Origin of the sequence: Dendrosporobacter quercicolus (genome assembly GCF_900104455.1) — a bacterium.
In the GTDB taxonomy this organism is placed as follows: domain Bacteria; phylum Bacillota; class Negativicutes; order DSM-1736; family Dendrosporobacteraceae; genus Dendrosporobacter; species Dendrosporobacter quercicolus.
On record NZ_FNHB01000005.1, the window covers coordinates 162918 to 188677 of the forward strand.

The 25760-nt window shown below is 53.4% G+C and carries 22 protein-coding genes; 12 read left to right on the plus strand and 10 right to left on the minus strand.

The window, feature by feature from the left end; all coding sequences use genetic code 11:
- The first annotated feature begins 44 nt into the window (after positions 1 to 44).
- The 6 genes from hpsH to BLR06_RS11380 all read left to right on the plus strand — a co-directional run bounded on the left by hpsH (position 45) and on the right by BLR06_RS11380 (position 4929).
- Positions 45 to 956: a (2S)-3-sulfopropanediol dehydratase activating enzyme gene (gene hpsH / locus BLR06_RS20030; RefSeq protein WP_092073086.1), complete on the plus strand. Its 912-nt coding sequence runs from the start codon at positions 45 to 47 to the stop codon at positions 954 to 956.
- Between the two features lie 218 nt (positions 957 to 1174).
- The gene (locus BLR06_RS11360; protein WP_092073089.1) at positions 1175 to 1729 is read left to right on the plus strand and encodes a gamma-glutamylcyclotransferase family protein; all 555 of its coding nucleotides are present in this window, start codon (positions 1175 to 1177) and stop codon (positions 1727 to 1729) included.
- 225 nt (positions 1730 to 1954) lie between these two features.
- Positions 1955 to 2620, plus strand: a complete 666-nt coding sequence (locus BLR06_RS11365) for an amino acid ABC transporter permease (protein ID WP_092073092.1) — start codon at positions 1955 to 1957, stop codon at positions 2618 to 2620.
- Complete coding sequence (locus BLR06_RS11370; RefSeq protein ID WP_092073096.1) at positions 2601 to 3278, plus strand: amino acid ABC transporter permease; 678 nt, start codon at positions 2601 to 2603, stop codon at positions 3276 to 3278. Before BLR06_RS11365 ends, BLR06_RS11370 begins: the two co-directional genes overlap by 20 nt.
- Before the next feature lie 36 nt (positions 3279 to 3314).
- A complete protein-coding gene (locus BLR06_RS11375) occupies positions 3315 to 4040 on the plus strand; it encodes an amino acid ABC transporter ATP-binding protein (protein WP_173812883.1) in 726 nt (241 codons plus the stop codon).
- Between the two features lie 22 nt (positions 4041 to 4062).
- On the plus strand, positions 4063 to 4929 hold the full coding sequence (locus BLR06_RS11380) for a cysteine ABC transporter substrate-binding protein (RefSeq protein ID WP_092073098.1): 867 nt from the start codon (positions 4063 to 4065) through the stop codon (positions 4927 to 4929).
- 75 nt (positions 4930 to 5004) lie between these two features.
- Here the strand turns inward: BLR06_RS11380 and BLR06_RS11385 are convergent, their stop codons facing one another.
- The 8 genes from BLR06_RS11385 to BLR06_RS11420 form a co-directional block, all read right to left on the minus strand.
- Positions 5005 to 6123: an amidohydrolase gene (locus BLR06_RS11385; protein WP_092073101.1), complete on the minus strand. Its 1119-nt coding sequence runs from the start codon at positions 6121 to 6123 to the stop codon at positions 5005 to 5007.
- Between the two features lie 22 nt (positions 6124 to 6145).
- Entirely contained in the window at positions 6146 to 7090 is a 945-nt protein-coding gene (locus BLR06_RS11390; RefSeq protein ID WP_245698126.1) for a S66 peptidase family protein, read from the minus strand.
- An 88-nt stretch (positions 7091 to 7178) separates the two neighbouring features.
- The gene (locus tag BLR06_RS11395) at positions 7179 to 8768 is read right to left on the minus strand and encodes a peptide ABC transporter substrate-binding protein (protein WP_092073107.1); all 1590 of its coding nucleotides are present in this window, start codon (positions 8766 to 8768) and stop codon (positions 7179 to 7181) included.
- A gap of 1 nt (position 8769) precedes the next feature.
- A complete protein-coding gene (locus BLR06_RS11400; protein ID WP_092073110.1) occupies positions 8770 to 9570 on the minus strand; it encodes a serine hydrolase in 801 nt (266 codons plus the stop codon).
- Positions 9571 to 9616: 46 nt separating this feature from the next.
- Complete coding sequence (locus tag BLR06_RS11405) at positions 9617 to 10585, minus strand: ABC transporter ATP-binding protein (protein WP_092073113.1); 969 nt, start codon at positions 10583 to 10585, stop codon at positions 9617 to 9619.
- A complete protein-coding gene (locus BLR06_RS11410; RefSeq protein WP_092073116.1) occupies positions 10575 to 11591 on the minus strand; it encodes an ABC transporter ATP-binding protein in 1017 nt (338 codons plus the stop codon). The genes BLR06_RS11405 and BLR06_RS11410 overlap by 11 nt, the downstream gene beginning before the upstream one ends.
- A gap of 14 nt (positions 11592 to 11605) precedes the next feature.
- A complete protein-coding gene (locus tag BLR06_RS11415; RefSeq protein ID WP_092073368.1) occupies positions 11606 to 12517 on the minus strand; it encodes an ABC transporter permease in 912 nt (303 codons plus the stop codon).
- Positions 12517 to 13452, minus strand: coding sequence for an ABC transporter permease (locus BLR06_RS11420; protein ID WP_092073119.1), 936 nt, complete (start codon positions 13450 to 13452; stop codon positions 12517 to 12519). The genes BLR06_RS11415 and BLR06_RS11420 overlap by 1 nt, the downstream gene beginning before the upstream one ends.
- Before the next feature lie 248 nt (positions 13453 to 13700).
- On the opposite strand from BLR06_RS11420, the gene BLR06_RS11425 reads away from it, so the two are divergent.
- The 4 genes from BLR06_RS11425 to BLR06_RS11440 all read left to right on the plus strand — a co-directional run bounded on the left by BLR06_RS11425 (position 13701) and on the right by BLR06_RS11440 (position 18513).
- Positions 13701 to 14528 (plus strand): D-alanyl-D-alanine carboxypeptidase family protein, encoded by an 828-nt coding sequence (locus BLR06_RS11425; protein ID WP_092073122.1) that lies wholly within the window; start codon positions 13701 to 13703, stop codon positions 14526 to 14528.
- A gap of 67 nt (positions 14529 to 14595) precedes the next feature.
- Positions 14596 to 16266, plus strand: coding sequence for a DcuS/MalK family sensor histidine kinase (gene dcuS / locus BLR06_RS11430; RefSeq protein ID WP_245698127.1), 1671 nt, complete (start codon positions 14596 to 14598; stop codon positions 16264 to 16266).
- Positions 16263 to 16964 (plus strand): response regulator, encoded by a 702-nt coding sequence (locus tag BLR06_RS11435; RefSeq protein ID WP_092073125.1) that lies wholly within the window; start codon positions 16263 to 16265, stop codon positions 16962 to 16964. Before dcuS ends, BLR06_RS11435 begins: the two co-directional genes overlap by 4 nt.
- 205 nt (positions 16965 to 17169) lie before the next feature.
- Entirely contained in the window at positions 17170 to 18513 is a 1344-nt protein-coding gene (locus BLR06_RS11440; protein ID WP_092073128.1) for an anaerobic C4-dicarboxylate transporter, read from the plus strand.
- An 87-nt stretch (positions 18514 to 18600) separates the two neighbouring features.
- Here the strand turns inward: BLR06_RS11440 and BLR06_RS11445 are convergent, their stop codons facing one another.
- Positions 18601 to 19992, minus strand: coding sequence for an ankyrin repeat domain-containing protein (locus tag BLR06_RS11445; protein ID WP_092073131.1), 1392 nt, complete (start codon positions 19990 to 19992; stop codon positions 18601 to 18603).
- Positions 19993 to 20223: 231 nt separating this feature from the next.
- Between BLR06_RS11445 and BLR06_RS11450 the strand changes: the two genes are divergently transcribed.
- Both BLR06_RS11450 and BLR06_RS11455 read left to right on the plus strand, forming a co-directional pair.
- The gene (locus BLR06_RS11450) at positions 20224 to 21396 is read left to right on the plus strand and encodes an NAD(P)/FAD-dependent oxidoreductase (RefSeq protein WP_092073134.1); all 1173 of its coding nucleotides are present in this window, start codon (positions 20224 to 20226) and stop codon (positions 21394 to 21396) included.
- Positions 21397 to 21661: 265 nt separating this feature from the next.
- Positions 21662 to 24139: a diguanylate cyclase domain-containing protein gene (locus BLR06_RS11455; RefSeq protein WP_092073137.1), complete on the plus strand. Its 2478-nt coding sequence runs from the start codon at positions 21662 to 21664 to the stop codon at positions 24137 to 24139.
- A 217-nt stretch (positions 24140 to 24356) separates the two neighbouring features.
- Here BLR06_RS11455 and BLR06_RS11460 read toward each other — a convergent pair whose 3' ends face one another.
- Positions 24357 to 25682, minus strand: coding sequence for a DEAD/DEAH box helicase (locus BLR06_RS11460; RefSeq protein ID WP_092073140.1), 1326 nt, complete (start codon positions 25680 to 25682; stop codon positions 24357 to 24359).
- Positions 25683 to 25760 lie beyond the last annotated feature (78 nt).

A 25760-nucleotide genomic window follows, 5' to 3' on the forward strand; every position in this document is an offset into this window, starting at 1 on the left:
GCTACCGGCGCCCGCCCGGTCAGCTGCAGTTTAGGAGAAATAGGATGAAAACAGACAATGCGGACAGCAAGGGCTGTATATTTAACATTCAGCGCTACTCGCTGCATGACGGACCGGGGATTCGCACCGTGGTGTTCCTGAAGGGATGTCCGCTGCGCTGCCGGTGGTGCAGCAATCCGGAGTCGCAGCAGACTGAACCGGAACTGGCTTATCACCGCAGCAAATGCATTGGGGCCGGGCAGTGCAATTTGTGTAAGCATGCCTGCAGGTATGGAGCCATACGGCCAGCGGCGTTTGGTAAGGTGAACGTCAGCCGGACCAAATGCCGGCAATGTTTTGCCTGCGCCGGTGTTTGTCCGGCGGCGGCTTTGTCTGCATTTGGCCGGAAACTGCAGGTCAGCGAATTGATGAATCTGGTAGAAGCAGACAGCGCCTTTTACCTCCGTTCCGGCGGCGGGCTTACCCTTAGCGGCGGTGAACCGCTGCTGCAGGCGGATTTTGTTTTGGCAATGATCCGGGAAGCCGGCTGCAGGAGAATTCCGGTTACCATAGAAACCTGCGGGTTTTATGACTGGGCTACGCTGCAGAAAGCCGCGGCGCAGCTAAAAAGCATCATTTATGATATTAAGTGTCTTAATTCCGAGCGGCATTTAGCCCATACCGGCGTTGATAACAAGCTGATTCTGGCGAACTTTATCCGGCTGCGCGACACATTTCCCCGGTTAGAGATTTTGGCGCGAACGCCGGTTATCCCCGGATTTAATGATTCAGTGGAGGAAATCCGGGCCATTCGTGATTTTGTTCAGGCCGCCAATGTCCGCTATGAATTGTTGCCTTATCACCGGCTGGGGCGGCAAAAATATGAGCTGCTGGGGCGTACGTATTGCATGGGAGACAAGGCGCTGGATGAGGAACGGTTTAAACATCTGCAAACCCTGCTGGCTGAGCGGGACTGAAAGCGTAAGTGCAATCGACAAACTGTTCTTGCATCGCCGGGCCTGCTAAGATATAATGAATATGAGAGAAGAGCAATGAAGCTCCGCAGCCTAGCCGGCTGGCGGAGCTTTTTACGTTTTTGATCTTTGGGTTTTAGTGCTAAAGCAGGACCGGCTGGAGGCTGCAAAATCCCACTCAGCCGGCTGAGTGGGAAAATGGCGAAGGGAGTGATGATATCATGACTGCTGTTAAATCCTGGCTTTATTTTGCTTACGGCTTTAATATCAATTTAACCCGGATGCGCCAAAAGTGTCCTAAGGCAAAGGTGGCGGGGATCGGGCGGGTAGACGGCTACCGGCTGGCGTTCTACGAGCATTCGGTAGTATGGGACAGCGCTATGGAAACTATCGTTCCCGATCCGGAGTCAGCGGTATGGGGCGTGGTGTATGAGCTGAATGAATTTGAGTGGGAAGACCTGGATGGTTATGAAGATGCCAGGATGGACGGCACCGGCGCTTATTTTCACTATCCGGTGGAAGTGGCTGTTGACGGGCAGGCAGTTCGCAAAGCCAATGTATATCTAAAGGCCCGCTGGGGAGAGGACGGCCTGCCCAGCGACGAATATCTGGCGGTGATCATCAATGGCGCCAGGGAACAGGGCTTGCCGGAAGATTATATCCGGCGGCTGGAACAACAAGCGTCCAGACCGGCGGCCTATCCTGTGCCTAAGCGTCCGGGCGGCGGCGGTAAATATCTGTTTAGCGGCGACTGCAGCGGCTGTGATGCCGGATAACCGTTTTGAGCCCCTTACTGCCGGCCGGCAGTAAGGGGCTTTTGGCTGACTATTTAAAAATTATCCTCTTGACACGGATTATTGCTTGAGGTATCCTTATAATAAATACATATTACGCCGATCAGATAACTGAAGGCCAGGATTTCTTCACTGAAATTTAAGGTCTTTTTATTTTTTCAAGCTGTTGCTTGCGCGTTGGTTAATGTGATGCAAGGTGGTTTGTTAATGGAAATTAATTGGGAATTTATTGCGCGAAGTCTGCCTTTGTACCAAAAGGCGGCTTGGCTGACGCTGAAGCTGGCGGTTTTGGGGATTTCAGCATCGATACTTATCGGGCTGGCATGCAGCGTGATTTTGTACTATAAGACCAGGGTGCTGGAGCAGCTGGTCCGCGCCTATGTCGAGGTTTCCCGCAATACGCCGCTGCTGATTCAATTGTTCTTTTTATATTATGGCCTTACCAAACTGGGAATTAAGCTGAGTGAGAATACCTGTGCAATCATCGGCCTGGCATTTTTAGGCGGCAGTTATATGGCCGAAGCCTTTCGGGCCGGAATTGAATCGGTAAGTAAAGCGCAGCTTGAATCAGGGCTTAGTATTGGCTTGTCCCGCCTGCAACTGGTGCGTTATGTTATTCTGCCGCAGGCATTTTCCGTGACATTACCGTCCCTGGGAGCCAATTGCATCTTTTTGCTAAAGGAAACCTCCATTGTGGGGGCAATCGCCATACCCGAACTGATGCACACGACCCAGGACTTAATCGGCATGTATTACCAGACCTTTGAGGCCTTGTTTATGCTGGTGGTTGCTTATCTTATCCTGCTGCTGCCGTTATCTTTCGGCCTGACCTGGCTGGAAAGGAAGGTGCGCTATGCTGAATTCGGGAATTAACGTTCTGACTGAGGGAATTAACCTGCAGCGCCTGCTGGGGGGCTTGCTGGTTACCGCCCGCATTGCCTGTATTTCCATTGTTCTTGGTTCGGCGCTGGGCATTCTGATGGGGCTGCTCAGGACGTCAAGGTCGCGGCTCGTACGTTTTATTTGCCGGTTATATCTGGAAACGTTTCGTATCATTCCAATTCTGGTGTGGTTGTTTATTGTTTATTTTGGTTTAACCCGCCTGCTGGATATCCACCTGGAAGGCGAAATTGTGGCATTGGTGGTTTTCAGCCTGTGGGGCGCAGCCGAAATGGGCGATATTGTACGCGGAGCGCTGGAATCGCTGCCCAGGCACCAGGTGGAGTCAGGCCGGGCGCTGGGTCTTAGCTTCTGGGGGCTGTACAGGTATGTATTGATTCCGCAGGCGGTAAGGCGTATGCTGCCTGGCGCCATCAATTTATCCACCAGAATGGTGAAAACCACCTCGCTGGTGGTGATGATCGGGGTAATTGATGTGATCAAGGTCGGGCAGCAGATTATTGAACGTTCGATCATCAAAGAGCCTACCGCTTCTTTTTGGATTTACGGCTTTATCTTTATCTTGTATTTTATCATCTGTTATCCTTTGTCAAAGTTGGCGCAGCAGCTTGAAACGAAATGGTCGAGTTAGGAAGTGAGCAGGATTAGCATAGCAGAAAAGCAGGTATTGCTTGATATACAGGGCCTGCAGAAAAACTATGGCCCGGTGCCGGTGTTACAGGATATTAATCTGAGCATTCATAAAGGCGAGGTTGTCGTCATTCTGGGCCCGTCAGGCTGCGGTAAAAGCACCCTGTTAAGATGTTTGAACGGGCTTGAGGACATTCAGGGCGGAGACATTATATTTGCCGGGCAAAGTCTTACCGGCCCGGCGGTCAACTGGCAGAAGATCCGCCAGCAAATCGGCATGGTATTTCAAAACTATGATTTATTTCCTCATATGTCGGTCATTGACAATATTTTGCTGGGGCCGACAAAGGTACAGAATAAACCAAGACAGCAGGCTTTGGCGCAGGCCGAGCAACTCCTGGAGCGGGTAGGCCTGCTGGACCGCAAGGATGCCTTTCCCCGTCAGTTGTCGGGCGGGCAGAAGCAGCGCATTGCTATTGTGCGGGCTTTGTGTATGAATCCGGAGATTATGCTGTTTGATGAAGTAACGGCCGCGCTTGACCCTGAGATGGTACGAGAGGTGCTTGATGTTATTCTGGGTCTGGCCAAGCAAGGAATGACGATGGTTATTGTAACCCATGAAATGGGCTTTGCGCAGGCAGTGGCGGACCGGGTCATATTTATCGATGCGGGAAAAATTTGTGAAACAGCCAAACCGGACGAATTTTTTGCCAATCCGCAAACTGAGCGCGCCAGACAATTTTTAAATAAATTTCAATATTAAAAAAGAAAAGAGGGAATGGGTAATGAGTATGAAAAAGATGATGGCCCTGGTATTCAGCACTTTATTTTTAGTAGGGGTTCTAGCAGGCTGCGGTTCGAGCGCCAAAACTGACGACAAAGCCGCACAAGCCGGAAAAAGCAGTATTGAGGAAATCAAACAGCGCGGCACTATCCGCATTGGCGTATTCAGCGACAAGCCGCCGTTTGGCTTTGTTGACGCGAATGGCAAGAATCAAGGCTTTGACGTTTATATTGCCAAGCGGTTTGCCAAGGACTTATTGGGCGATGAGTCCAAAGTGGAATTTGTCCTGGTCGAAGCGGCCAGCCGGGTGGAATTTCTCCAGGCCAACAAAGTGGATATCATTTTGGCCAACTTTACGGTTACTGATGAAAGAAAGCAAATCGTTGATTTTGCCAATCCTTATATGAAAGTGGCTTTGGGGGTAGTATCGCCGAGCGGTCAGCCGGTTAAGTCAGTGGAAGAGCTAAAAGGCAAAAAACTGATTGTCAATAAAGGCACCACTGCGGAAACTTACTTTACCAAAAACCATCCCGACATTGAATTGCTTAAATACGACCAGAATACGGAAGCGTTCGAAGCTTTGAAAGACAAACGCGGCGCGGCTTTAGCCCATGACAATACCCTGCTGTTTGCCTGGGCCAAGGAAAATGCCGGCTACAGCGTAGGCATACCGTCACTGGGCAGTCTTGATACCATTGCCCCGGCAGTCAAGAAGGGCAATACCGAGCTGTTGAACTGGATTAATACCGAACTGGAAACGCTGGGCAAAGAAAACTTTATTCACAAAGCCTATCAGGAAACCTTAAAGCCCGCTTACAGCGATGATATCAATCCGGAGGACATTGTTGTCGAGGGCGGCAAGCTATAAAGCTCCTGCAAAGCAAGGCAAGGGTGATCAATACGTCTGTACCAGACGTATTGATCACCCTTTTGCTTGGCCGTACTAGAGCAGGTCAATCGCAGTCATTGCCATTGCTTTGGCGCCAACCAGCAGGCGTTGCTGCGCGAAGACGGAGCCGGCGGCTAAGGCGAATTCCGGCGTATGGGCGGTAAGGCCGGGACCGATGGACAGGTCGGGGTGAATGGTGGGGGCGGCGTGACTGACATTGCCGACGTCGGTGGAGCCGTCGGCCTCGTCCGGCTCGAGCAGGGCGACAGGCTCGCCTAAGGATTCCATATTGGCTTTGAACAAATTCATCAGCTTAACGTCATTGATCAGTTCCTTGAACAAAGGCTCATAGTGAACGGTGGTTACGGTGGTTCCGGTAGCCAGAGCGATTCCGTCCGCCAGCCTATTCACCGCCGGCAGCACGGTGTGTTCCAAATAGTCGGCCGACAGCGCCCGGATGGTAAATTTACCCTCGGCTACGGCGGGAACAATATTGGGGGCGACGCCGGTTCTGGTGAAAATGCCGGCCAGGATGGTTTGCTGAGTGAAGGTGTGACGCAGTTGCTGGAGGCCCTGATAAAACATCACCAGTGCATCCAGGGCATTCACTCCTTTATCGGTTTTACCGGCCACGTGGGCAGCCCGGCCGGTAAACGTCACTTGCAGCGGGTGCGTGGCGTAAGCTGTGCCGCCGAGCTGGTTGCGGTCGGCCGGATGAACAATAAGCGCGGCGGCCAGACCGTCAAAAACCCCGTCCGCCGCCATGGCAACCTTGGCCCCGCTGGTTTCCTCCGCCGGGCAGCCGATCAGGCAGGAGACAGCCTGATCGCCGGCGACGCCGGCAAAAGCCGCCGCTGCGCCAAAGCTCATGGCGGCAATCAAGTTATGGCCGCAGGCATGTCCTAATCCGGGCAGAGCGTCATATTCGGCTAAGAAGGCCACGTGGGGCCCTTGACTGCCTTTACTGGCAATAAAGGCGGTGGGATAGCCGCTGATGTTTCGCCGGACCTGGAAACCCAGCCGTTCGGCGGCTGTGGTCAGCAGCCGGGCAGCCTGAACTTCCTGGCCGCCCAACTCAGGATTTTGATGCAAAAACAGGCTGATATTGGCCAGCTCCGGGGCCATTGCGTCAATTTCCCGGCAGGCCTTGGTTTTTAAAGCTTGTTTATCCATGGACATTCTCCTTGTTGTCAGGTCAGGCAATGGTCACTGTTTCCTTAACTGCCAGGCCGCGCCGGTCCAGTATTGCTTTGGCGCCCAGCGGCAGGGTAACCTTTTCGTCCGTATGACCGAAGTATAAATGATAAAGAACCGGAATGTTCAAGCCGCCCAAGCGTTCCTGCAGCACCTGATCAACGGTAAAATCAGGTTCATCTTCGTCCCCGTCGCAATCCGCGCATACGGCGAACACCAGCCCTGCTGCGGTTTGCAGCTTGCCTGCCAGCAACAGCTGGGTCAGCATACGGTCGATACGGTACGGCGCTTCGCCGACTTCTTCCATACAGATAATTTTACGGCGGGTATCAATTTCATACGGGGTGCCCAGCGTGGCGGAAAGCAGGCTTAGGTTGCCGCCGGTCAGACGGCCTTCAGCCCGGCCGGGGGTAATAAAAGCCGGTGGCGGAGCTGCCGGGGGATTAGTGATCCGGCCGATCGGCCGGTTGCCGGCGACAGCCCGAAAGAAGGCGGAGCCGGTATGCTCCGATAAGCCCCGGCTCATATCTGACGCCGCCATGGGGCCGTGGAAGGTAATCAGGCCGGTACGCTGTCCAATGCTTAGGTGCAACGCGGTAATATCACTGTAGCCGACAAACACTTTGGGATTGGCCCGAATGAGGTCATAATCCAAAAGCTCAAGCAGCCGCATTGTGCCATAGCCGCCGCGCAGGCAAATAATGCCGTCAATCTCGGGGGAGGCAAACATGCGGTGGATGTCGGCCGCCCGGAGTTCGTCGGAGCCGGCCAGAAATCCCAGCGTCTGATGGACAGATGCGCCGGTCTTAATCCGGTAACCCTGAGACTTCAGCCAGTTTATTCCCGCCTGCGCCGCTGCGGCGTTTCCCGGGCTGGCCGGCGCAATGATCCCGAGCGTATCACCGGGATAAAGCCGCCGTGGTTTTATCCTGGGCGGAAAATTCATATTAAGCCCTCCTTCACTATCACCGGTATAATACAGGGATATGCAGAGCCTCCCCGTCATATCCCTGTATTTGGGGCTTGGGTACCAGCTATTTTTCAATATAGGCGGTCTTAAAGTCGGCCAGGCCAAGTACGGACCAGAAATAGCCCTTGACATAAGGCTGGGCCAGGAAAGGCTGGGTAGTATAGTAAATGGGGATGATCACCGCATCGTCGAACAGGAGTTTTTCCGCCTGATGCATGGCCGGCATGCGGACTTGCTGGTCAATAGCGGACTGGGCCTGGGCAATTAGGCGGTTGTAAGCGGGATTATGATAGTTGGCGTCATTGTTTTTATCGCTAAACACAGCCAGGAAAGTCATGGGATCGGCGTAATCACCGGTCCAGGAGGCGCGGGCAAGCTGAAACCGGCCGCCCGACCGCGATTCGAGGAATACCTTGGATTCCTGATTGGTTACCGCTACGGCAATGCCCAGATTTTGCTTCCACATTTCCTGAACGGCTTCGGCTATCGATTTGTGAAGCTCGCCGGTATTGTAGAGGATGGTTACCGGAGGCAGTCCCTGGCCGCCGGGATAGCCGGCCTCAGCCAGCAGCCGCCTGGCCAGCGCGGCATCCTCGGCGGCGTAGTCGCCGCCTTCTTCCCGGAAATCCCTGCCGCTTGCCGGGTTGACCAGACCGGGAGCCACCCAGGCGTACGCAGGCTGTTTGCCGCCTTTAACCACATTTTTTACCAGCGGTTCACGGCTTAAGGCCAGGGCAAAGGCCTGCCGGACCTTTAGATTGTCAAAGGGGGCCTGCTGGGTGTTGAATACATAGTAATATATGCCCAGATAGGGTGAAATTTTGAGCAGGCCGGTTTGGCTGAGGCGGTCATGTTCAGCGACCGGCGGTTCCACCATCATATCGACCTGCCGGTTTTCCATGAGCGCCAGCCTTGTTGTTTGCGAGTCGCTGATCGGCCAGTTCATTGCGGTTAATTTTACAGCGGCGGCATCCCAGTAGTGTTCGTTTTTGCTAAACTCTATTTTACTGCTGTGCAGCCAGCCGGCAATTTTAAAGGGACCGTTGCCGATTAAGGTTGTGCTGTCGGCGGCCCAGGTGTCAGGATTGGCGGCAACGATTGCCTGATGGACGGGATAAAAGACGTGGAAGGCGGTCAGGCTTAGAAAATAGGCGGTAGGCTGCTCAAGCCTAACCTCCAGGGTATGGGCGTCAATTGCCCGGACGCCGACTTGGTCAGCCGGTACTTTTTGTTCATTATAAGCTCTGGCGTTTTTGACCGGAAACAGCATGTAGGCGTTCTCAGAAGCAAATTCCGGGCTCAAGGCCCGTTTCCAGGCAAATTCAAATTCCTGGGCCGTCACCTGGCTGCCATTGGACCATTTGGCATTTGGCCGCAGGTGAAACACATAGGTTAACCCGTCGGCCGAAATATCCCAGCTTTCGGCTACCCCGGGCGCCGGCTGGTCCTGAGCGTCAAGGCGGGTCAAGCCTTCAAAAATCTGCAGCTCCACCAGTGATTCGGGTATGGCAGTAGACTTGGCCGGGTCCAGGGTAGCCGGTTCGGCTTCCAGCGCATAGCGAAATACCTGACCATTTTCGGCGCTTTTTCCGCAGCCGGCGGTCAGCGTCATGGCGGCGATAAACAGTAACACAAGCAATGTGCGGCAAGACATCTTACTCCCCCTTTGGCAATTTTGTCAGACTGAAATAGTCGTAAATGACTTTTCCGATTTGGGCGATCCATTGCAGGCCCTGATAATTGGCGGCAAGGTTGCCGGCCAGAACGGTTACAACACAGGGACCAGCGGGGAAAAACAGTATCCCGCCGTCGTGTTCCACGCCCGGCAATGTACCGGTTTTATGGGCCAGCTTAAATTCTTCAGGCAAATAAAAGGGCAATTTATCGCGGACCTGCTGTCGGGACAGGAGGTCCAGCATGAGGTCGCAATACACCGGCGGCAGACAGGCTTTGGCGCGTATAAGCTCGAACAGGGCGGCCATATCGGCGGCTGAAGTTGTGTTTTCCTCACCGGCCTGCGCGGCGGCAAAGTCCATCATCCGGCGTTTTAAGCTGGTTGAATTCAGTCCCAGATTGGTTATGGCAGCATTAATCGCCGGCATGCCGGCCAGATCAATCAGCAGGTTGGTGGCGGTATTATCGCTGATGATGATCATCAGTGTAACCAGTTCCCGGACGGTCATGGTCAGATCAGGCCTGAGCTCGGTTAAGACACCGGCTCCGCCGACCCGGACCTGACTGGTGACAGCCAGTGAATCATCCAGTGAAATAATGCCGGCGGCAGTCTGGCGCATAATTTCGACCATAATGGGAACTTTGATCATGCTGGCGGCGGGAAAGGCCTGCACCGGATTGATCTCCAGCTTTTGGCCGGTTGCGGGCCGGTGAATGACAATGCCCCAGCTGGCAGAGGATTGATCGATGATCGTTTCAATATGTTGACGCAATAGATCCATGGACAAGCTCCTTTCAGGGCGTTGGGCTGAACTGCTGCAGCGGGGCTTAGCTATGCAGGTGACAGGCTGTGTAATGAGCGGGGCCTGTTTCTTGCAGCACAGGTTCGGCGGCGGCGCAAATTTTTATGGCCTGGGAGCAACGGGGCCGGAACCGGCAGCCGACCGGCAAATTTACAGGATTAGGCGGATCACCGGACAGCCGGACAGGCTGCCGGCGGCTTTGCGCAGCCGGGTCAGGAATAGGGATGGCGGATAAGAGCGCCTGTGTATAAGGGTGCTGGGGCCGGCTGTATAGTTCGGCGCTGCCGGCTATCTCGACAATTCTGCCCAGATACATGACGGCGATCCGGGTACTGATATGCTTAACCATTGCCAGGTCGTGCGCGATAAATAAGTAAGTTAAGCCCAGTTCGGCCTGCAGGCGTTCCAGCAGATTAACAATTTGGGCCTGAATAGAAACGTCGAGAGCGGAAATCGGTTCATCGCAAATGATCAATTGCGGATTGACGGCCAAGGCTCGGGCAATCCCGATCCTCTGGCGCTGACCGCCGCTGAATTCGTGGGGGAACCGGCCGATATATTCGGGCGCTAAGCCGACCAGTTTCAGCAGCTCGCTGATTCTGTCCAGCCGTTCGGCTTTCGGCGCCGGGTGATGGATGACCAGCGGTTCGTCAATAATGCCGCCGACCGTCATGCGGGGATTGAGTGAAGCGTACGGATCCTGAAAGATCATTTGCATTGACTGGCGCAGCTGCTTTTGCGCCGGCTGGCTGGCGGTGCTCCGGCCGTTAAACAGAATCTCGCCGGCGGTTGGCTGATATAAATTGATGATTGTCCGGCCGGTTGTCGATTTTCCGCAGCCGCTTTCGCCAACAAGGCCCAGCGTTTCGCCGCGCCGGACGGAGAAGCTGATATCGTCAACCGCTTTTACATATACGGCAGGTCTGCCCCAGAAATCGCTGCGGATGGGAAAATATTTTTTTAGATTGCGCACTACCAGGATATTATTGCTCATTTTTGTACCAGTCCTCCCGATTGATCCTGGGCGCGGCGGGATGCTGAAGCCAGCAATTTACCAAATGACCGTTATCACCGGCCGTTGTTTGGGGATAACGCTCGGCGCAAATCCGCATCGCATGCGGGCAGCGGGGATGAAAATGGCAGCCGTCCGGCAACCGTCGCAGGTCGGGCGGCTGACCGGCAATCGCCGTCAGCCGTTGTTTCGGAGCGGCATCAAGGCGCGGCACTGATTTTAGCAGACCCCAGGTATAGGGGTGGCGGGGCTGCTTGAAAATATCCAGCACTGTACCGGCTTCAACAATTCTGCCGGCGTACATAACCAGCACCCGCTGACACTGACCGGCAATGGCGCCAAGATCATGGGAAATCAGGATGACGGCAGTATTAAAGCTGGTTTGCAATTCTTTTAACAGGTCCAGGATCTGTGCCTGAATGGTAACGTCCAGAGCGGTTGTCGGCTCATCGGCGATCAACAGCCGGGGCTGACAGGACAGGGCCATGGCAATCATTGCCCGCTGGCGCATGCCGCCGCTGAACTGATGCGGATAGTTTTTCAGCCGTTCTTCCGGCAGGGGAATGCCTACCAGCCGCAGCAATTCCGCTGCCCGCAATTGGGCGGCCCGGCCGGTGAGCCGCTGATGTACGGCAAGGAGCTCGGTAATCTGTCTGCCAATGGTCAGCACCGGATTAAGCGCTGTCAGCGCATCCTGAAAAATCATGCTGATCGTGTTGCCCCGGATTTTTTCCAGTTCCTGTTCGGACTTTTGCAGCAGGTCGGATCCCGCAAAGCTGATCCGGCCGCTGTCATACTTTCCGGGCGGCGTTGCAATAAGCTGCATGATGGCATGAGCGGTTACGCTTTTGCCGCAGCCTGATTCACCGACAATCCCGACAGTCTCGCCGGAAAAAACCTGGAAGCTTATCGAGTTAACCGCCTGGGCCGGACCGTCATCGGTGGCAAAGGACACGGTTAAATCAGCAATGTCTAATAAAGGCTCCATTTAGCTGCACCTCCTCACCGGCCGTTCCGGGGATCAAGCGCGTCCCGCAGCCCGTCGCCCAGAAAATGAAAAGCCAGCATCGTCATACTGATTGCCAGAGCCGGAAAGAATAACTGAAACGGATAGGAGCGCAGGCTTGTCACGCCTTCGGCTGCCAGTACGCCCCAACTGGCCATTGGCGCGGCCACGCCCAGACCGATAAAGCTTAAAAAAGCCTCGGTGAAGATGGCTTCCGGAATGGCCAGGGTCATGGTAATCACAATGGGACCCAGGCAGTTGGGCAGCAGATGGCGGAGCAATATCTGCCGGTTGCCTGCGCCGATAACCCTGGCGGCCAGGACATATTCCCGTTCTTTGAGACTGAGGATCTGGCCCCGGACAATTCTGGCCATGCCCAGCCAATAGGCGATGCCGAGGGCAATGAAAATATTGGTCAGGCCCGGTTCCAGTACAACCATGAGCAGTATGACATACAACAAGGCCGGTATTCCGTATAAAACATCAACAATGCTCATCATGATCCGGTCGGCGCGGCCGCCCAGAAAACCGGCGATGCCGCCATAGACCACGCCAATCGTAAGATTGATGAGACTGGCGACAATGCCAATGGACAGGGAAATGCGCGCTCCATAGACCACCCGGATAAATAGATCGCGTCCCAGGCTGTCGGTACCGAACCAGTGCTCACTGCTTGGCGGCTGGTTGGCCTGCTGCAGATTTTGATCAGAATAGGATAACGGCGATAACCAGGGGCCGGCAATTGCCGCGCTTAGCATGAGGATGATCAGGCACAGCCCCAGCATGGCCGGTTTGTTTTCCCTGAGACGCCGCCAGGCTTTTTGCCGGTGGCTGGCGGCGGGCGGAAGGACGGTTTCGGTCCGCTCGCGGCGCGGCAGCGGTTCAAATGATCTAGCGTTTAGCTCCATCATGAATTCTTTTGCTCCTTAGTAAGTTTAATGCGGGGGTCCAACAGCGGATAAACCAGATCGACCACCAGGTTTAAACCAATGACCAGGATGCTGTAAAAGACGGTAATGCCCAGGATGACCGTATAGTCCCGATTATAGATGCTGGTGACGAAATGGCGTCCCAGACCGGGGATTGCAAAAATAGTTTCAATAATAAAACTGCCGGTCAGGATTCCCGCCGCCATCGGCCCAACATAGGTAACAACCGGGATTAACGCATTTTTCAGCGCATGACGATAAAGAATAATGATGGGCGGCAGACCTTTGGCTCTGGCGGTTTTGATATAATCCTGCGACAGCACTTCCAGCATGCTGGAACGGGTAAGACGGGCGATAAAGGCCATGGGGTGGGCCGCCAGCGCCAGCGCAGGCAGCACCATATATTCAGCTCCTTCCCACAGCGCCGCGGGCAGTAAGGACAGTTTTATGGCAAAGACGTAAATGAGCAAGGCGGCTACCACAAAACCGGGCACGGACACGCCCAGTGTCGCCAACCCCATGGTGACATAGTCCTGCCAGCGGTTTTGCCGCAGCGCGGCCAGCGAGCCGGCCGGAATGCCTAAGAGCAGCGCCAGGCCGATACTGATCAGCCCCAGCTGTAAAGACACCGGAAAACTTTCCCTGATGATATCATTAACGGTGCGGCCGGCGTATTTAAAGGAAGGCCCCAGATCAAACCGGATTAAATTTGCCAGGTAGTCGCCGTATTGCCGCCAGAGCGGATCATCTAAATGATAGCGGGCTTCGATATTTTTTAATACCGCCGCCGGCAGGTTTCGTTCACCGGTGAAAGGCCCGCCGGGAATGGCGTGCATTAACAAGAAGGTGATGGTAATAATCGCCAGCAGTACAATGCCGGAGTTCAGCAGCCGGCTTAGCAGGTAACGCAGCAAGTGGCACCTTTCCTTTCCGTTTATTCTAACGTTTCCTAAAGTTGACAAAGCTATGTAATCCGGAATTTAAAGTAATATTACTTCGCTTTAGCACAGATGAAGTCCTGCACCCGGCCCGGACGTTTCCCGGACGGTTCTAATTCTATTATGGCCGCTGGAAAGGCAGGAAATATCATGAAAATAGTCGAAATAATGCTAAATCAAAAAAATATCTGTCAATGAAATTTTAGCAGCCGGGAGAATGATCAATGCGCAAGAGTTTTTTATTTGTTTTGTTTGTTATTGCCGTCACCGGGATGACAACGGCATTAGCGGCGGCAGCGCCGCCGCTGGTCATGGCGGAAGCGGCGGTGGTCATGGTTGCCGACACCAGGCAGGTGCTTTACGCCAAAAATGCCGACAGTATTATGTATCCCGCCAGTACGACCAAGATTATGACGCTGACGGTTTCCCTGGAACAGGGCGCGGCGGACAGTGTTGTTACGGTTGGCCGGCAGGCTGCCGGGTGCGAGGGCTCAAGCCTGGAGTTAAAAGCCGGCGACAGGCTGCATTTGCGGGAAGCCGAATACGGTATGATGCTGGTTTCCGGCAATGACGCCGCCGAGGCAATCGCTGAAAGCGTAGCCGGCTCAATCCCGGCGTTTGTCGAACTGATGAATGCCAAAGCCCAGTCTATTGGAGCAACCCGTACCCATTTCAGCAATCCGCACGGCCTGCCCGACCCGGTCAATCATTTTACCACCGCGTATGATCTGGCGCTCATTACCGCCTATGCGCTGCAAAATCCGGCGTTTGCCCAAATTGTCGCTACCCGTGATTATGCGGTCAGATTATTGAACCGGCCTGAGTTGATTCATGCCGGCAATACCAATAAACTGCTCGGCGCCTATGCCGGGGCAACCGGTGTAAAAACCGGCTTTACCAATGACGCCGGCGAGTGTTTGGTAGCGGCTGCCAAACGGGACAATGTTCAATTGATCGCCGTTGTGTTAAATAGTGACTACCGCTGGACGGATACTGCGTCATTGCTGGATTATGGCTTTGCGCAACTGGGTTGGAAAAGTTCACTCCTGTGACCGGGCATAACCGCCACGCAGGAAAAAGCGGCGGTTATGCTGAACTTTAGCAACAGCAGGCCTGTTGTTGAAGCGGAGTTCTATTGCTGGCGATGAAAGGATGGCGGTCAAAATTAGCTTTCGCTTTAACCTGCTGCAGTCGCGCATCAAAGTGAGACTGCAGACAAAAATCATTGTCCTGGTTTGCGGCGTTGTAGCCGTGGTGCTGATTGTAACCGGCTTGTTAATCTCCCGAAGCATGGCCTCCCAGGTAAGGGACAGTATGGGACGCCAGGCGATGAGCGTTGCCAGGTTTATGGCGCAGTCGCCCCTGATTATTGAGGGCCTGACCGGCGTAAGGGACAGCGCCGACATCCAGCAATATGCGAGTATCAACGAAAAGCAGGCCAATGTACAGTTTATTGTTGTTTTTGATATGAACGGGGTGCGTAAATCTCATCCCAATCAGGAACTGGTGGGACAGATTATTGCCGGCGGAGACGAAAGACCGGCCCTGGCCGGCAACGAGTACTTGTCTGAGGCTCATGGGACAATGGGGCATTCGCTGCGGGCCTTTACGCCGGTATACGGTCCTGACGGGCGGCAGGTGGGCGTAGTGCTGGTCGGCATTCTGATGCAGTATGTTCAGGATGCAGTCGCCCATGCCCAGATGATCCTGCTGGTGGCCATGGTTGTCGGCATGGCCGTGGGTACGCTGGGAGCGCTGCTTTTGGCCAGGGAAACAAAAGGGGTTTTATTTGGTTTGGAACCGGCGGTGATTGCCAAGCAGCTGGAAGAGCGCAGTGTTATGCTGCAGTCGGTCCGGGAGGGCATTATGGCCATTGACCGCAATGGTACAATTACCCTGCTGAATGAGGAAGGCAAACGTCTGCTGCGGCTGGGCGGCGCCGGTGTTAATCCCCTGGGCCGTCCGGTGAATGAGTTTGTACCCGATAACGGGTTGATGGAAGTCATCCACAGCGGCAAGGTGGAGCTTAACCGGGAACAGGAAATTTTCGGGGTTTCGGTATTGGTCAATCAAATACCCCTGATGGTAAACGGCAAAATCGTGGGTGCTATGACGACTTTCCGCGACAAGACCGAAGTGAAGCAACTGGCGGAGGAACTTACCGGCGTCAGGGATTATGTTGATGCGCTCCGGTCGCAGGCCCATGAATTTATGAACAGGCTGCATGTCATTCTGGGGCTGGTTCAATTGGAAGAATATGACTTGCTGTCTTCTTATATTCAACGCATTGCCTCTGATCATCAGGCTGAGGTTTCCTATGTCGGACGGCTGATTCGCAACCCCGTATTAGCCGGGTTCGTTTTGAGCAAACTGAGCTTAGCCAGAGAGCGTAATATTGTCATGCAGTTATCTGACGACAGCTTTTTGCCGGAAGCCAGGCAGGAAGATATTACCCATAAGCTGGTTACCATCATTGGGAATTTAATTGAAAATGCTTTTGATGCAGTGGCGAACAGTCCCCGGCGGGAAGTCGGTTTGACCCTGAAATACAAAGCAGGCCGGCTCTCTATTGAAGTCAGGGATACGGGACCGGGAATTTCCCCGGAACTGAGTGAGCGTATTTTTGAAATGGGCGTATCCAACAAGGCTGATGAACGCGGCTTTGGCTTATATTTAGTCAAATTGAATGTCGACAGTATGGCGGGACAAATAAGTTTTGCCCGTACGGAAGACCAGCAAACGGTTTTTCGGATTTCTGTACCTTATGAAAGTGGAGGTGAACTCGGATGATTAGAGTTCTTATTGTTGAAGATGATCCAATGGTGGCTGAGCTAAATCGCCGTTATCTGGAGAAAATTTCTGATTTTACGCTGGCGGCGATTGTGCGCAATGGTGATGAGGCCCTGGCTTTTTTGGAGGATAACCGGGTCGATTTGGTATTGCTGGATGTATTCATGCCCGGGATGAACGGCTTTGAATTCTTAGCGGAAATCCGCCGGCGGGAATATAAAACCGATGTCATTCTGGTGACTGCAGCCAGGGATAAACAATCCATTCAGGCCGCACTGCGTCAGGGAGCAGTGGATTATTTAATTAAACCGTTCGAATTTGAACGCTTCCAGGCTGCGCTCCTGGCCTACCGCCAGCGGGTTAATTTCATCGAGAACCATGCCGACTTTAGCCAAACGGCACTGGATGAACAGGTATTCCGGCAGTCGGCCAGTGTGGAAAAAAATGATCTGCCAAAAGGCTTGGACCGCCATACCTTAAAACGGGTCTGGGAATGTATTGTCGCCAGCACCGGCGAGTTTACCGCCGAATCGATGGCCGGTTTTGTCGGTATTTCCCAGGTATCTATGCGAAAATATTTAAAATATCTGGAGATGGAAGGCCTGCTGAGCGTAAAAATAAATTATGGCGCAGTCGGGCGGCCAATATCAAAATATCAATGTACGACTGAACGAACCACCCTTAATTTTAATGACTAGCTAGTTACTTTATTTTTAAAAGTAGGAAAAAAGTAATCAAAGTTCTGTTTTTACCGCTATTTATTTCATTAATTGCAAATTATCTGACTTTTCCCTTTCCGCTGTTATAATGGGAACCGAGGCTGGCTGCTGGCTTGTAAAAAATAAGACATGCCTTGCTTCCAGCTTTTAATTTACCAGAGGGAAAGGGGAATTTAGCTCTAATATGATTTCTATGCAGGTTTTAGTGATTTTGGGATGTCTGCTTCTCGGGACCCGGTACGGCGGGATGGGCTTAGGCTTAATCGGCGGTATTGGATTATTTATCCTAACCTTTGTATTCGGACTGCAGCCCGGCAAACCGCCTGTGGACGTTATGCTGACCATCCTGGCGGTAATCGGCTGTGCATCCGTATTGCAGGCCGCCGGCGGCTTAAATGTCATGATGCAGTTTGCCGAACGTATTTTGCGGCGTCATCCTTCGTTTGTCACCGTTCTAGCTCCGGTCACTACCTGGTCGCTCACTTTTCTGTGCGGAACAGGTCATGTGGTTTATACAATGTTTCCTATTATTTATGATATTGCCATTAAGCAGAACATCCGTCCGGAACGGCCAATGGCGATTGCGTCGGTAGCGGCGCAAATGGGCATTTGCGCCTCGCCGGTATCGGTTGCCGTGGTGTCGATGGTTTCTATTTTAGCTTCGGGGCACGGGGTTGGTACACCTATTGGTATTATTGAACTATTATCTATCGCAATTCCAGCCTCCCTGACCGGCGTTCTGGCAGCGGCGCTGTGGAGTATGCGGCGCGGCAAGGATTTGGATAAAGACGAGGAGTTTCAGGCCAAGCTTAAAGATCCCGCGCAGAAGGAATTTATTTACGGAGAGTCGCAGACCTTGTTAAACAGCAAGTTTTCCAAGGAAGCTTACCGGGCAACCTGGATTTTCTTTGCCGCCATTCTGGTGGTCGTACTGTTCGGCGCTTTCCCGGAACTGCGCCCGTCCTTTGGTGCGCCGGGGAAATTAAAGCCGCTGTCGATGAATTTGGTTATTCAGATGCTGATGCTCATTGCCGGGGCGGTTATCCTAATTACCTGCAAAGTCAATTCCCGCGAAGTGCCGAACGGGACGGTGTTTAAGGCCGGAGCCGTCGCTATCATTTCGGTATTCGGCGTTGCCTGGATGGCTGATACCTTTTTTGAAGCACATTTCACTTTGTTAAAAGAAGCGCTGGCCGGAGTGGTTGTACAGCAGCCCTGGACCTATGCAATTGTAATGTTTCTGACCTCCAAGCTGGTAAACAGCCAGGCGGCGGCGCTGGCGGCCATTGCTCCCCTGGGGGTCAGCCTGGGCGTTGACCCCAGAATGATGGTGGCTTTTTTCCCGGCTGTTTATGGCTATTTCGTTTTGCCGACTTACCCCAGTGACTTGGCCTGTATCGGCTTTGACCGGTCAGGCACTACCAGAATCGGTAAATTTATTATTAATCACAGCTTTCTTGTGCCAGGCTTAATTGGGGTAGGCACCGGTTGTCTGGTCGGTTTTGTGTTGGTTAGTTTATTTATGTAAGTAGCAGGGATCGCTAAAGGACCTGGCTGCCGGTACCGGCAGCCAGGTCCTTTACTGCAATTGGGAAGTACTTATCAGGTATTGCCGTCAACGTACAATAACACTTTGGATTGTGATGTTATCAGACAGGGAACTGGTCTGACCGGTTTCCAGCCAGTCAAAGGGAAGTGTATCTATAGAAATTGACAGTTCAAAGGCAATGTCTTTGGCAATGGCGTAAAGCGACTGATCAATATGCCTGATATCATCAAAACCGCCGGCTTGGCGAAGGTCTCCCAGAGTGGAGTTTATGCCAATGCCTCTGACTGTTTTAAAACGTTCATCATATACGTGAATTCCGTCGATGATTTGATCAATGCCCTGATTGCGGATGCTTACACTGCCGATGAGAGAGGGTGTGGCGCGGCCGTCGAGATATACTTTAACCGTCGGGTAGGGGGTGTGATCGGTGGTAATGGTGGCATTTTTGCGACTGTATTGTTGGTAGACGCTTGCCAGGGGCTGGCCGATCTGCATATAACCGGCTTTACGGCCGGCCAGAGTAAATTCGGCGGGCTGGGCTTGCGGCTGCTGCGGCGGCTGGCCGGCAGGCTGCGGGCCAGCTTTGCCTGGGGCGGGTGCGGCATCGGCCTTGATGATTCCGGCTTGCGCCAGCAGCTTAAGCATTTGCGGGTCTTTCCGTTCTAAGGCCAGTGACGCGGCATTCCGGCCGCGGCTGTCGCTAATGCTGTAATCAGCGCCTGCCTGCAGCAGTAATCCGGCGGCCTCGGGATAATTATAGGCGGCCGCTTTCATCAGGGCGGTCTGCCCGTCTTTATCTTTACTATTCAGGGAAGCTCCCTGCTCCAGCAGCCGGCTTATGATTTCCAGGCGTCCAAAGCTGGCTGCCGCCATCAGCGGCGTAAAACCATCACTGCTGCGATACGCGTCAGGCGGCATGCCGGATTGTAAAAATAAATCAGTGATTTCCTGATTGCCCCGGCCGGCGTATTTTACAAAATCGTCAGGCAGGTAACGAACGCCCCGGGCTTTCAACTGTGTTTCCAGGGAGTTGCCGGCGGCCGCTTCCGGGGCTTGAATTGCTGCAATATAGCCGCTCAGCCCGGCCAGTGCCAGTAAAATCAGAGCTGAGGCCAGCAGCACCAGCGGTTTGACCGCCGGCAGCCTGCCGATGCCGGCCGGCGCTTTCTGCGCAGCCGGCGAAGGGACATCAACTGACTTGGAACCATTTGCCGCAGTGGCAGCAGCTGGTGGTTCACCGTCTGCTGTTTCAGCCTGGCCGGCCGGCGGCTGACTGGCGGCTGTCTGCTCAGCTTTCATTTCCGCCAGTAAGGCTGAGATTTCTTCCTGACTCATCATTTCATCAGCGGAAACCGGTTGTGACGGGTCTAGTGGCAAAGTCGGCCCGGCGACAGTTACGGACTGTTCCTGGGCATCTGCTGCAGTCGCTGGCTTAACAGTTTCGTTTGAGGAAGGCATGTTTTCTCTCCGTTAATTCTCGAATTTTCATTATCTAAACCCAATTCTATTTACAGCTTTCATTTTCCTGTCTTTGACAATATTCCCGAAAAAATTATTTATTTTGTCAGCAAATGATTTATTTACTTGCTTTTTGCAGATGATTGCCTGGCGGGGGTTTATTGGTTAAAATGGATGAGAAAGTATCCTGTAGGCAATTCGGCCTGATGAACAGTGATGGAGTGATTGACGATGGACCAGGTGGATATTGTAATTATCGGGGCGGGGATAGTAGGTCTTGCCGCTGCTTATGAGCTGGCGCTGCGATGGCCGGATAAAAGTATATTGCTGCTGGAGCAGGCCGCAGCCTTTGGCCGGGGCTTATCAGGGCGAACCAGTGAAGTGATCCATTCCGGGGCTTATTATCCCCCCGGCAGTCTGAAGGCCCGGTTATGCGTGAGCGGCAACAAGCTGCTGTATGAGTTTTGCCGCCGGGAACAGGTTCCTCACCGCCGTTTGGGCAAACTGATTATTGCCCGGGACGATGATGATCTGAAGAAACTGGAGAGCCTGTTGGCCCAGGCTGCCGCCAATGGCGTACCTGAGGCCGGGCTGATTAACGTCAGTCAGCTTGTGGCGCTGGAACCCGGTATAAATGCCCGGGCGGCTATCCTCTGCCCGTCAAGCGGGATTGTAGACTCACACCGCCTGATGGCAATGCTGGCCTACCGGGCGGAAGCCTGCGGGGCAATGCTGGTTTACCGGCATGAGGTGACCGGGCTGCAGCAGGCGCCAAACGGCGGCTTTCAGGTGACGTTTCAGGATGCGGCCGGAACCGAAGAAAGTATTGGCTGCCAGTGCTTAATCAATGCTGCAGGCTTGGGCGCTGATCGCATTGCCGCTATGGCCGGCATTGATATTGATGAAACCGGTTATCGCATATACCGGTGCAAAGGCGAGTATTTTGCTGTTAACAACCGCAAGGCGAAGCTGGTGACACGATTGGTATTTCCTGTTTCCATCCGGGAATTAAAAGGCAGCGGCATTCCGGTTATTAAGGATTTACAAGGCAGGATGCGGCTGGGACCGGACGCTCACTATGCTTCGTCCGCTTCGGCCGACTATACCGTACAGCCAGCGAACGCCAGGCTGTTTTTCCAGCTGGTGCAAGGCTACCTGCCTTTTTTACAGCCTGACGATCTGCAACCCGATCTGGCGGCGCTGAGGCCTCGGCTGCAGACGCCGTGCGGCAGCCCGCCGCGGGATTTTCTGGTTAAGCATGAAGTGGACAGAGGTCTGACGGGGCTGGTCAATTTAATCGGTATCGAGTCGCCGGGTATTACCTGTTGCTTAAGTCTGGCCCAATATGTCGGCGACTTGCTGGAGCCTGTTGCCGGTAAATGTCATTTGCCGGGGCGCGGATAAGTTGTTTCAGGTAGCCCTGATCTCTTTTATGGATCGGGGCTATTTGCTTTTCCGATAGAGGGTATTTTTTGGTCAGAGTTGCGCCGGCAAACATAAGCGGCGGATTTGCCTCAAAAATAAAGGTAGGTTTATGGTTTTTTTGTTGATTGATGTCGAAAAAATCCGGAATAAAGCAGGGGCTCCAGCAATTCACCTAGAAACAACAGATAAATAAGGCCGGAGGCGTGGTTCGGAAAGGTTACGCTTGCAGACAGGAGGGGAGTATGTGAGGTGGAATATTTATCGCAAAATGTTACTATTCGCAACGCTGATGATTGTTCTTCCAGTTTCACTGCTCGGTTTTCTGACCTATCGGGAATCAGAGGCTATGCTTGTCGGCAGAATTAAGCAAGCCTCTCTTCTTATCATGGAGAATGCCGCAAATAATTTTATCAAAAACTATATTAAGGATGTTGAAACCGCCGCCCGGATTCTGAGCAGTGATCTATTGCTGAATGAACCGGATCGGCGGCAGCAATTGCTGGAGATATGGGAACAGCGCCGCCGTTATTCGAATCATATCCGCTCAATTAGGTATGCCGGCGCGCAAGGTGATTTTTTGATCGCGCCGCTCTGGGATTCCCCGGCTGATTATAATCCCCGGGACAGCGACTGGTACCGGCAAGCAGGCTCAGCCGGAGCAATCCGGTGGAGCGAGCCGCATGTGGCTCCGCCTGCAAACAATACGGTGGTTACGGCAACCAAGGCTGTCTACCGGAATGGCGAACTGCAGGGGATTTTGGCTATCGACACTTCTTTGTCTGATTTATCCGCCATTATCGGCAGCATCAATCTTGGCAGCGGCGGTTATCTGATCCTGCTGGATGCCGGCGGCAATATTATCGCTCACCGGGAACAGGCTTTGCTGGGAACCAATGTCCGGGATACGGCCTGGTTCAAACAGCTTGCCGGGGCCGGGTTTGCATCGACGCGCCTGGAGGATATTTATGTCTGTGCCGTGACAATTCCTGACACCGACTGGATCCTGGTTGGCTTTTTACCGGAAACAATGCTGCATATTGATGCGGCGCCACTGAAATATATGACCATTGTGGTAGCCCTGCTCGGGATTTTTCTGGCTTCTCTGGCCAGTGTGCTGGTTTCGCGGGGCTTTGTGGCCAGAATTAAACGGCTGGTGGAAAGTATGGACCGGATTGAGCAAGGCGATTATTCTAAACCGGCTGAGGACATTTCAACAGATGAAATTGGCGAACTTAGCCGTAAGTTCAGAGTGATGGCCGATACGCTGAGCTTACTGATGGAACAACGGGATTTAACGGAGGCGGAGCTCAGGCGGCAGAAAGGCTATTTTGCCCAGTTGTTTGAAAACTCCCCTGAAAGTATAGCAATCCTTGATTCAACGGATAAAATCCTTGCTGTCAATAAGCAATTCGCCGATCTGTTCCAATATGGCGAAGATGAAGCGCGCGGCGTGACGATCGATGATTTAGTCGTGCCGCCGGCCTTGCGGGAGAAAGGGCTGCATGTCGGCGAAGTTATGGGCAGCGTGAAATTTGTTCAGGCCGAAACTGTGCGCCGGCGTAAGGATGGCAGTATGGTTGATGTGCAGGTTATCGCCTATCCCATTATTGTTGCCGATTGCCCTGTAGGAACTTATGTTATTTACCGGGACATTTCGGAGCGGAAGGCCGCCGAACGGGCACTGGAATATTTGACTTATCATGATGCGCTGACCGGCGTGTACAATCGCCGGTATTTTGACCACCGGATCGAGCAGCTGGCGGGTTCGGAAAAATGCGGCGTGCTGGTGTTTGATGTCGATGGCCTGAAACTGGTTAATGACACCTTTGGTCATGCCAAAGGCGATGAACTGCTTAAAACTTCAGCACTGCTCATTAAGGAAGCATCGCCAAGCCAGGCCATTATTGCCAGGATGGGCGGGGATGAATTTGGGTTGCTGCTGCCGCAGGCAACGGTGTCGGATTTGCAGGAGCTGGTGCAAAATTTGCGTAACCGGATTGCCGAATTTAACGGGGCTACGCCGGATTTCGCAGTTAGTCTGTCGATGGGTTTTTCCCTGGCCGAGCAAGAAAGCGGTATTGCCGAGGCGTTGCAGGAAGCCGACAGCCGGATGTACAAGGAAAAACTGCACCGCAGTCAAAGCACCCGCAGCACCATTGTGCGAACGCTGATGCAGGCGCTGTACGCCCGGGATTTTATTACCGAAGGGCATGGCGAACGCATTCAATTGATGGTGGTGAAGCTGGCCCTCCGGCTGGGGCTGGCAAACTTTCGCATTCAGGACCTGCGGTTATTTTCCCAGTTTCACGATCTTGGCAAAGTAGGGATACCGGACGGCGTTTTATTCAAGCCCGGCCCGCTGGACCCCAAAGAGATGGAAGTTATGCGCCGGCACAGTGAAATAGGGTATCGTATCGCCATTTCATCACCCGAGCTCAATCATATTGCCGAATGGATATTGAAGCATCACGAGTGGTGGAACGGTCAGGGGTATCCGATCGGGTTAAGCGGCGCGGAAATACCGGTGGAATGCAGAATTTTGGCAATTTGCGACGCGTATGATGCGATGGTCAGCGGGCGCCCATACCGCCAGGCGCTTGATGCCGCCGCCGCACTGGCTGAAATCGAGCGCAACAGCGGCAGCATGTTTGATCCTGATATTGTGGCAGTTTTTGTCTCGATGGTCCGGGAAGGGCTGGCGGAGCAATCGCATAATGAATAAGACCTGTCGTAAAACGTTTTTAAAGAGTGTCAAAATGTTCTCCCGCTCCTTGGTGATCCTTAAGGCTAACAAAAACAAAGGGGAAACAGGTCCCTTGTTTGCTTTTGCAAACGAGGGGCCTGTTTCCCTGCTGAATACGGTTTTCAGCTATTGTCGAGTTGCCGTCCTGGGGTTGCTGGCAAGCGCTCTATGGCGACAGCTCCATATTGCGGCTGCTTTAGCCGCGCTTGGCCAGGCGGCGTTTGCCGGAGACGGCCTTGGCGGAGGGGGCTGCGCCAGGTTTGTCCTTGCGGCGGCTGCGCAGGTTAATGCCACTGTGACTGGTCGCTTTATCCGGGCGTTTCTTGCTTTTCCCGGGGGCAGCGCCAGGCGGTTTGGCCGATTGGGCTTTGGGCCGCGGCTTGGCCGGGGTCGCAGCGGCGCTGCCTGTGGAATCGTTTTTTTGTTTTTGTATCGAAGCCTGAATGCCCTGTTCAATGAGCCGCAAGTAAAAATGCTCCCCGGGGACGACAAAAGTTACGGCAGTACCCGGCTGGCCGGCGCGGCCCGTTCGCCCGATACGGTGGATATAACTGTCGGCGTCGCGGGGGATATCATAATTAAATACATGGGTAATTCCTTCAATATCAAGCCCGCGGGCGGCAATGTCGGTGGCGACAAGCAATTGTACTTTGGCGTCCCGGAAGCGGCGCAATACTTGCTCCCGCTTGTTCTGCGACAAATCGCCGTGCAGCTCGTCAACCTGGTAGCCGCGTTCGGCCAGGGCCAGCGTAAGCGCAATGACGCGCTTTTTGGTATGGCAGAATATCATGGCTAAATAAGGCCGTTCCTGATTGATCAGGCCGCATAATTTATCTAATTTGCCGTCAGGTGTTGTTTCAATGATCAGCTGATGAATGGCATCCAGCGTGATATTCTGAGTTTTTAGCCGGATATCGGCGGGGCGCTGCATGTATCTATCGGCCAAAGCCCGTATTTTGGCTGGGATAGTAGCCGAAAACAACATCGTTTGACGTTGGACGGAGGTCTGGGCAATGACCTGCTCCACTTCTTCTAAAAAGCCCATATGCAGCATCTGGTCGGCTTCATCCAGCACCAGCCTGGAAACTCCGCCCAGATTTATTGTTTTGCGCCGGATATGGTCCAGCAGCCGGCCTGGCGTGCCAATAACAATATGCGGCTGGTGCTTTAACTGATTAATTTGCTTTTCGACGGCATGGCCGCCGTAAATGGATAAAACATTCAGGCCAAGACGGGCGGCCAGCGGCGCGGCTTCTTTGGAAATTTGCAGCGCCAGTTCCCGGGTCGGTGTGACAATGAGGGCCTGGGTGTAGGCTTTTCCGGCGGAAATGGTTTCTAACATCGGCAGGAGGAAGGCTAAGGTTTTGCCGGTGCCTGTCTGGGCCTGGGCCACCAAATCCCTGCCGGCCAGCAATAACGGAATGGCCTGCTCCTGGACCGGCGTGGGGACTGTAATTCCCATTTCCTTCAGACAGGTATTTAGTTCGGCCCGTATACCAAGCGCTAAAAAATCAATGGACATCTGGTTTACCTCGTTTTCAATATCTGTTATCAGCAGTTTGCGCCAAGCTGCGCTGCCTTATGCGTTGGTGCTGCTGTT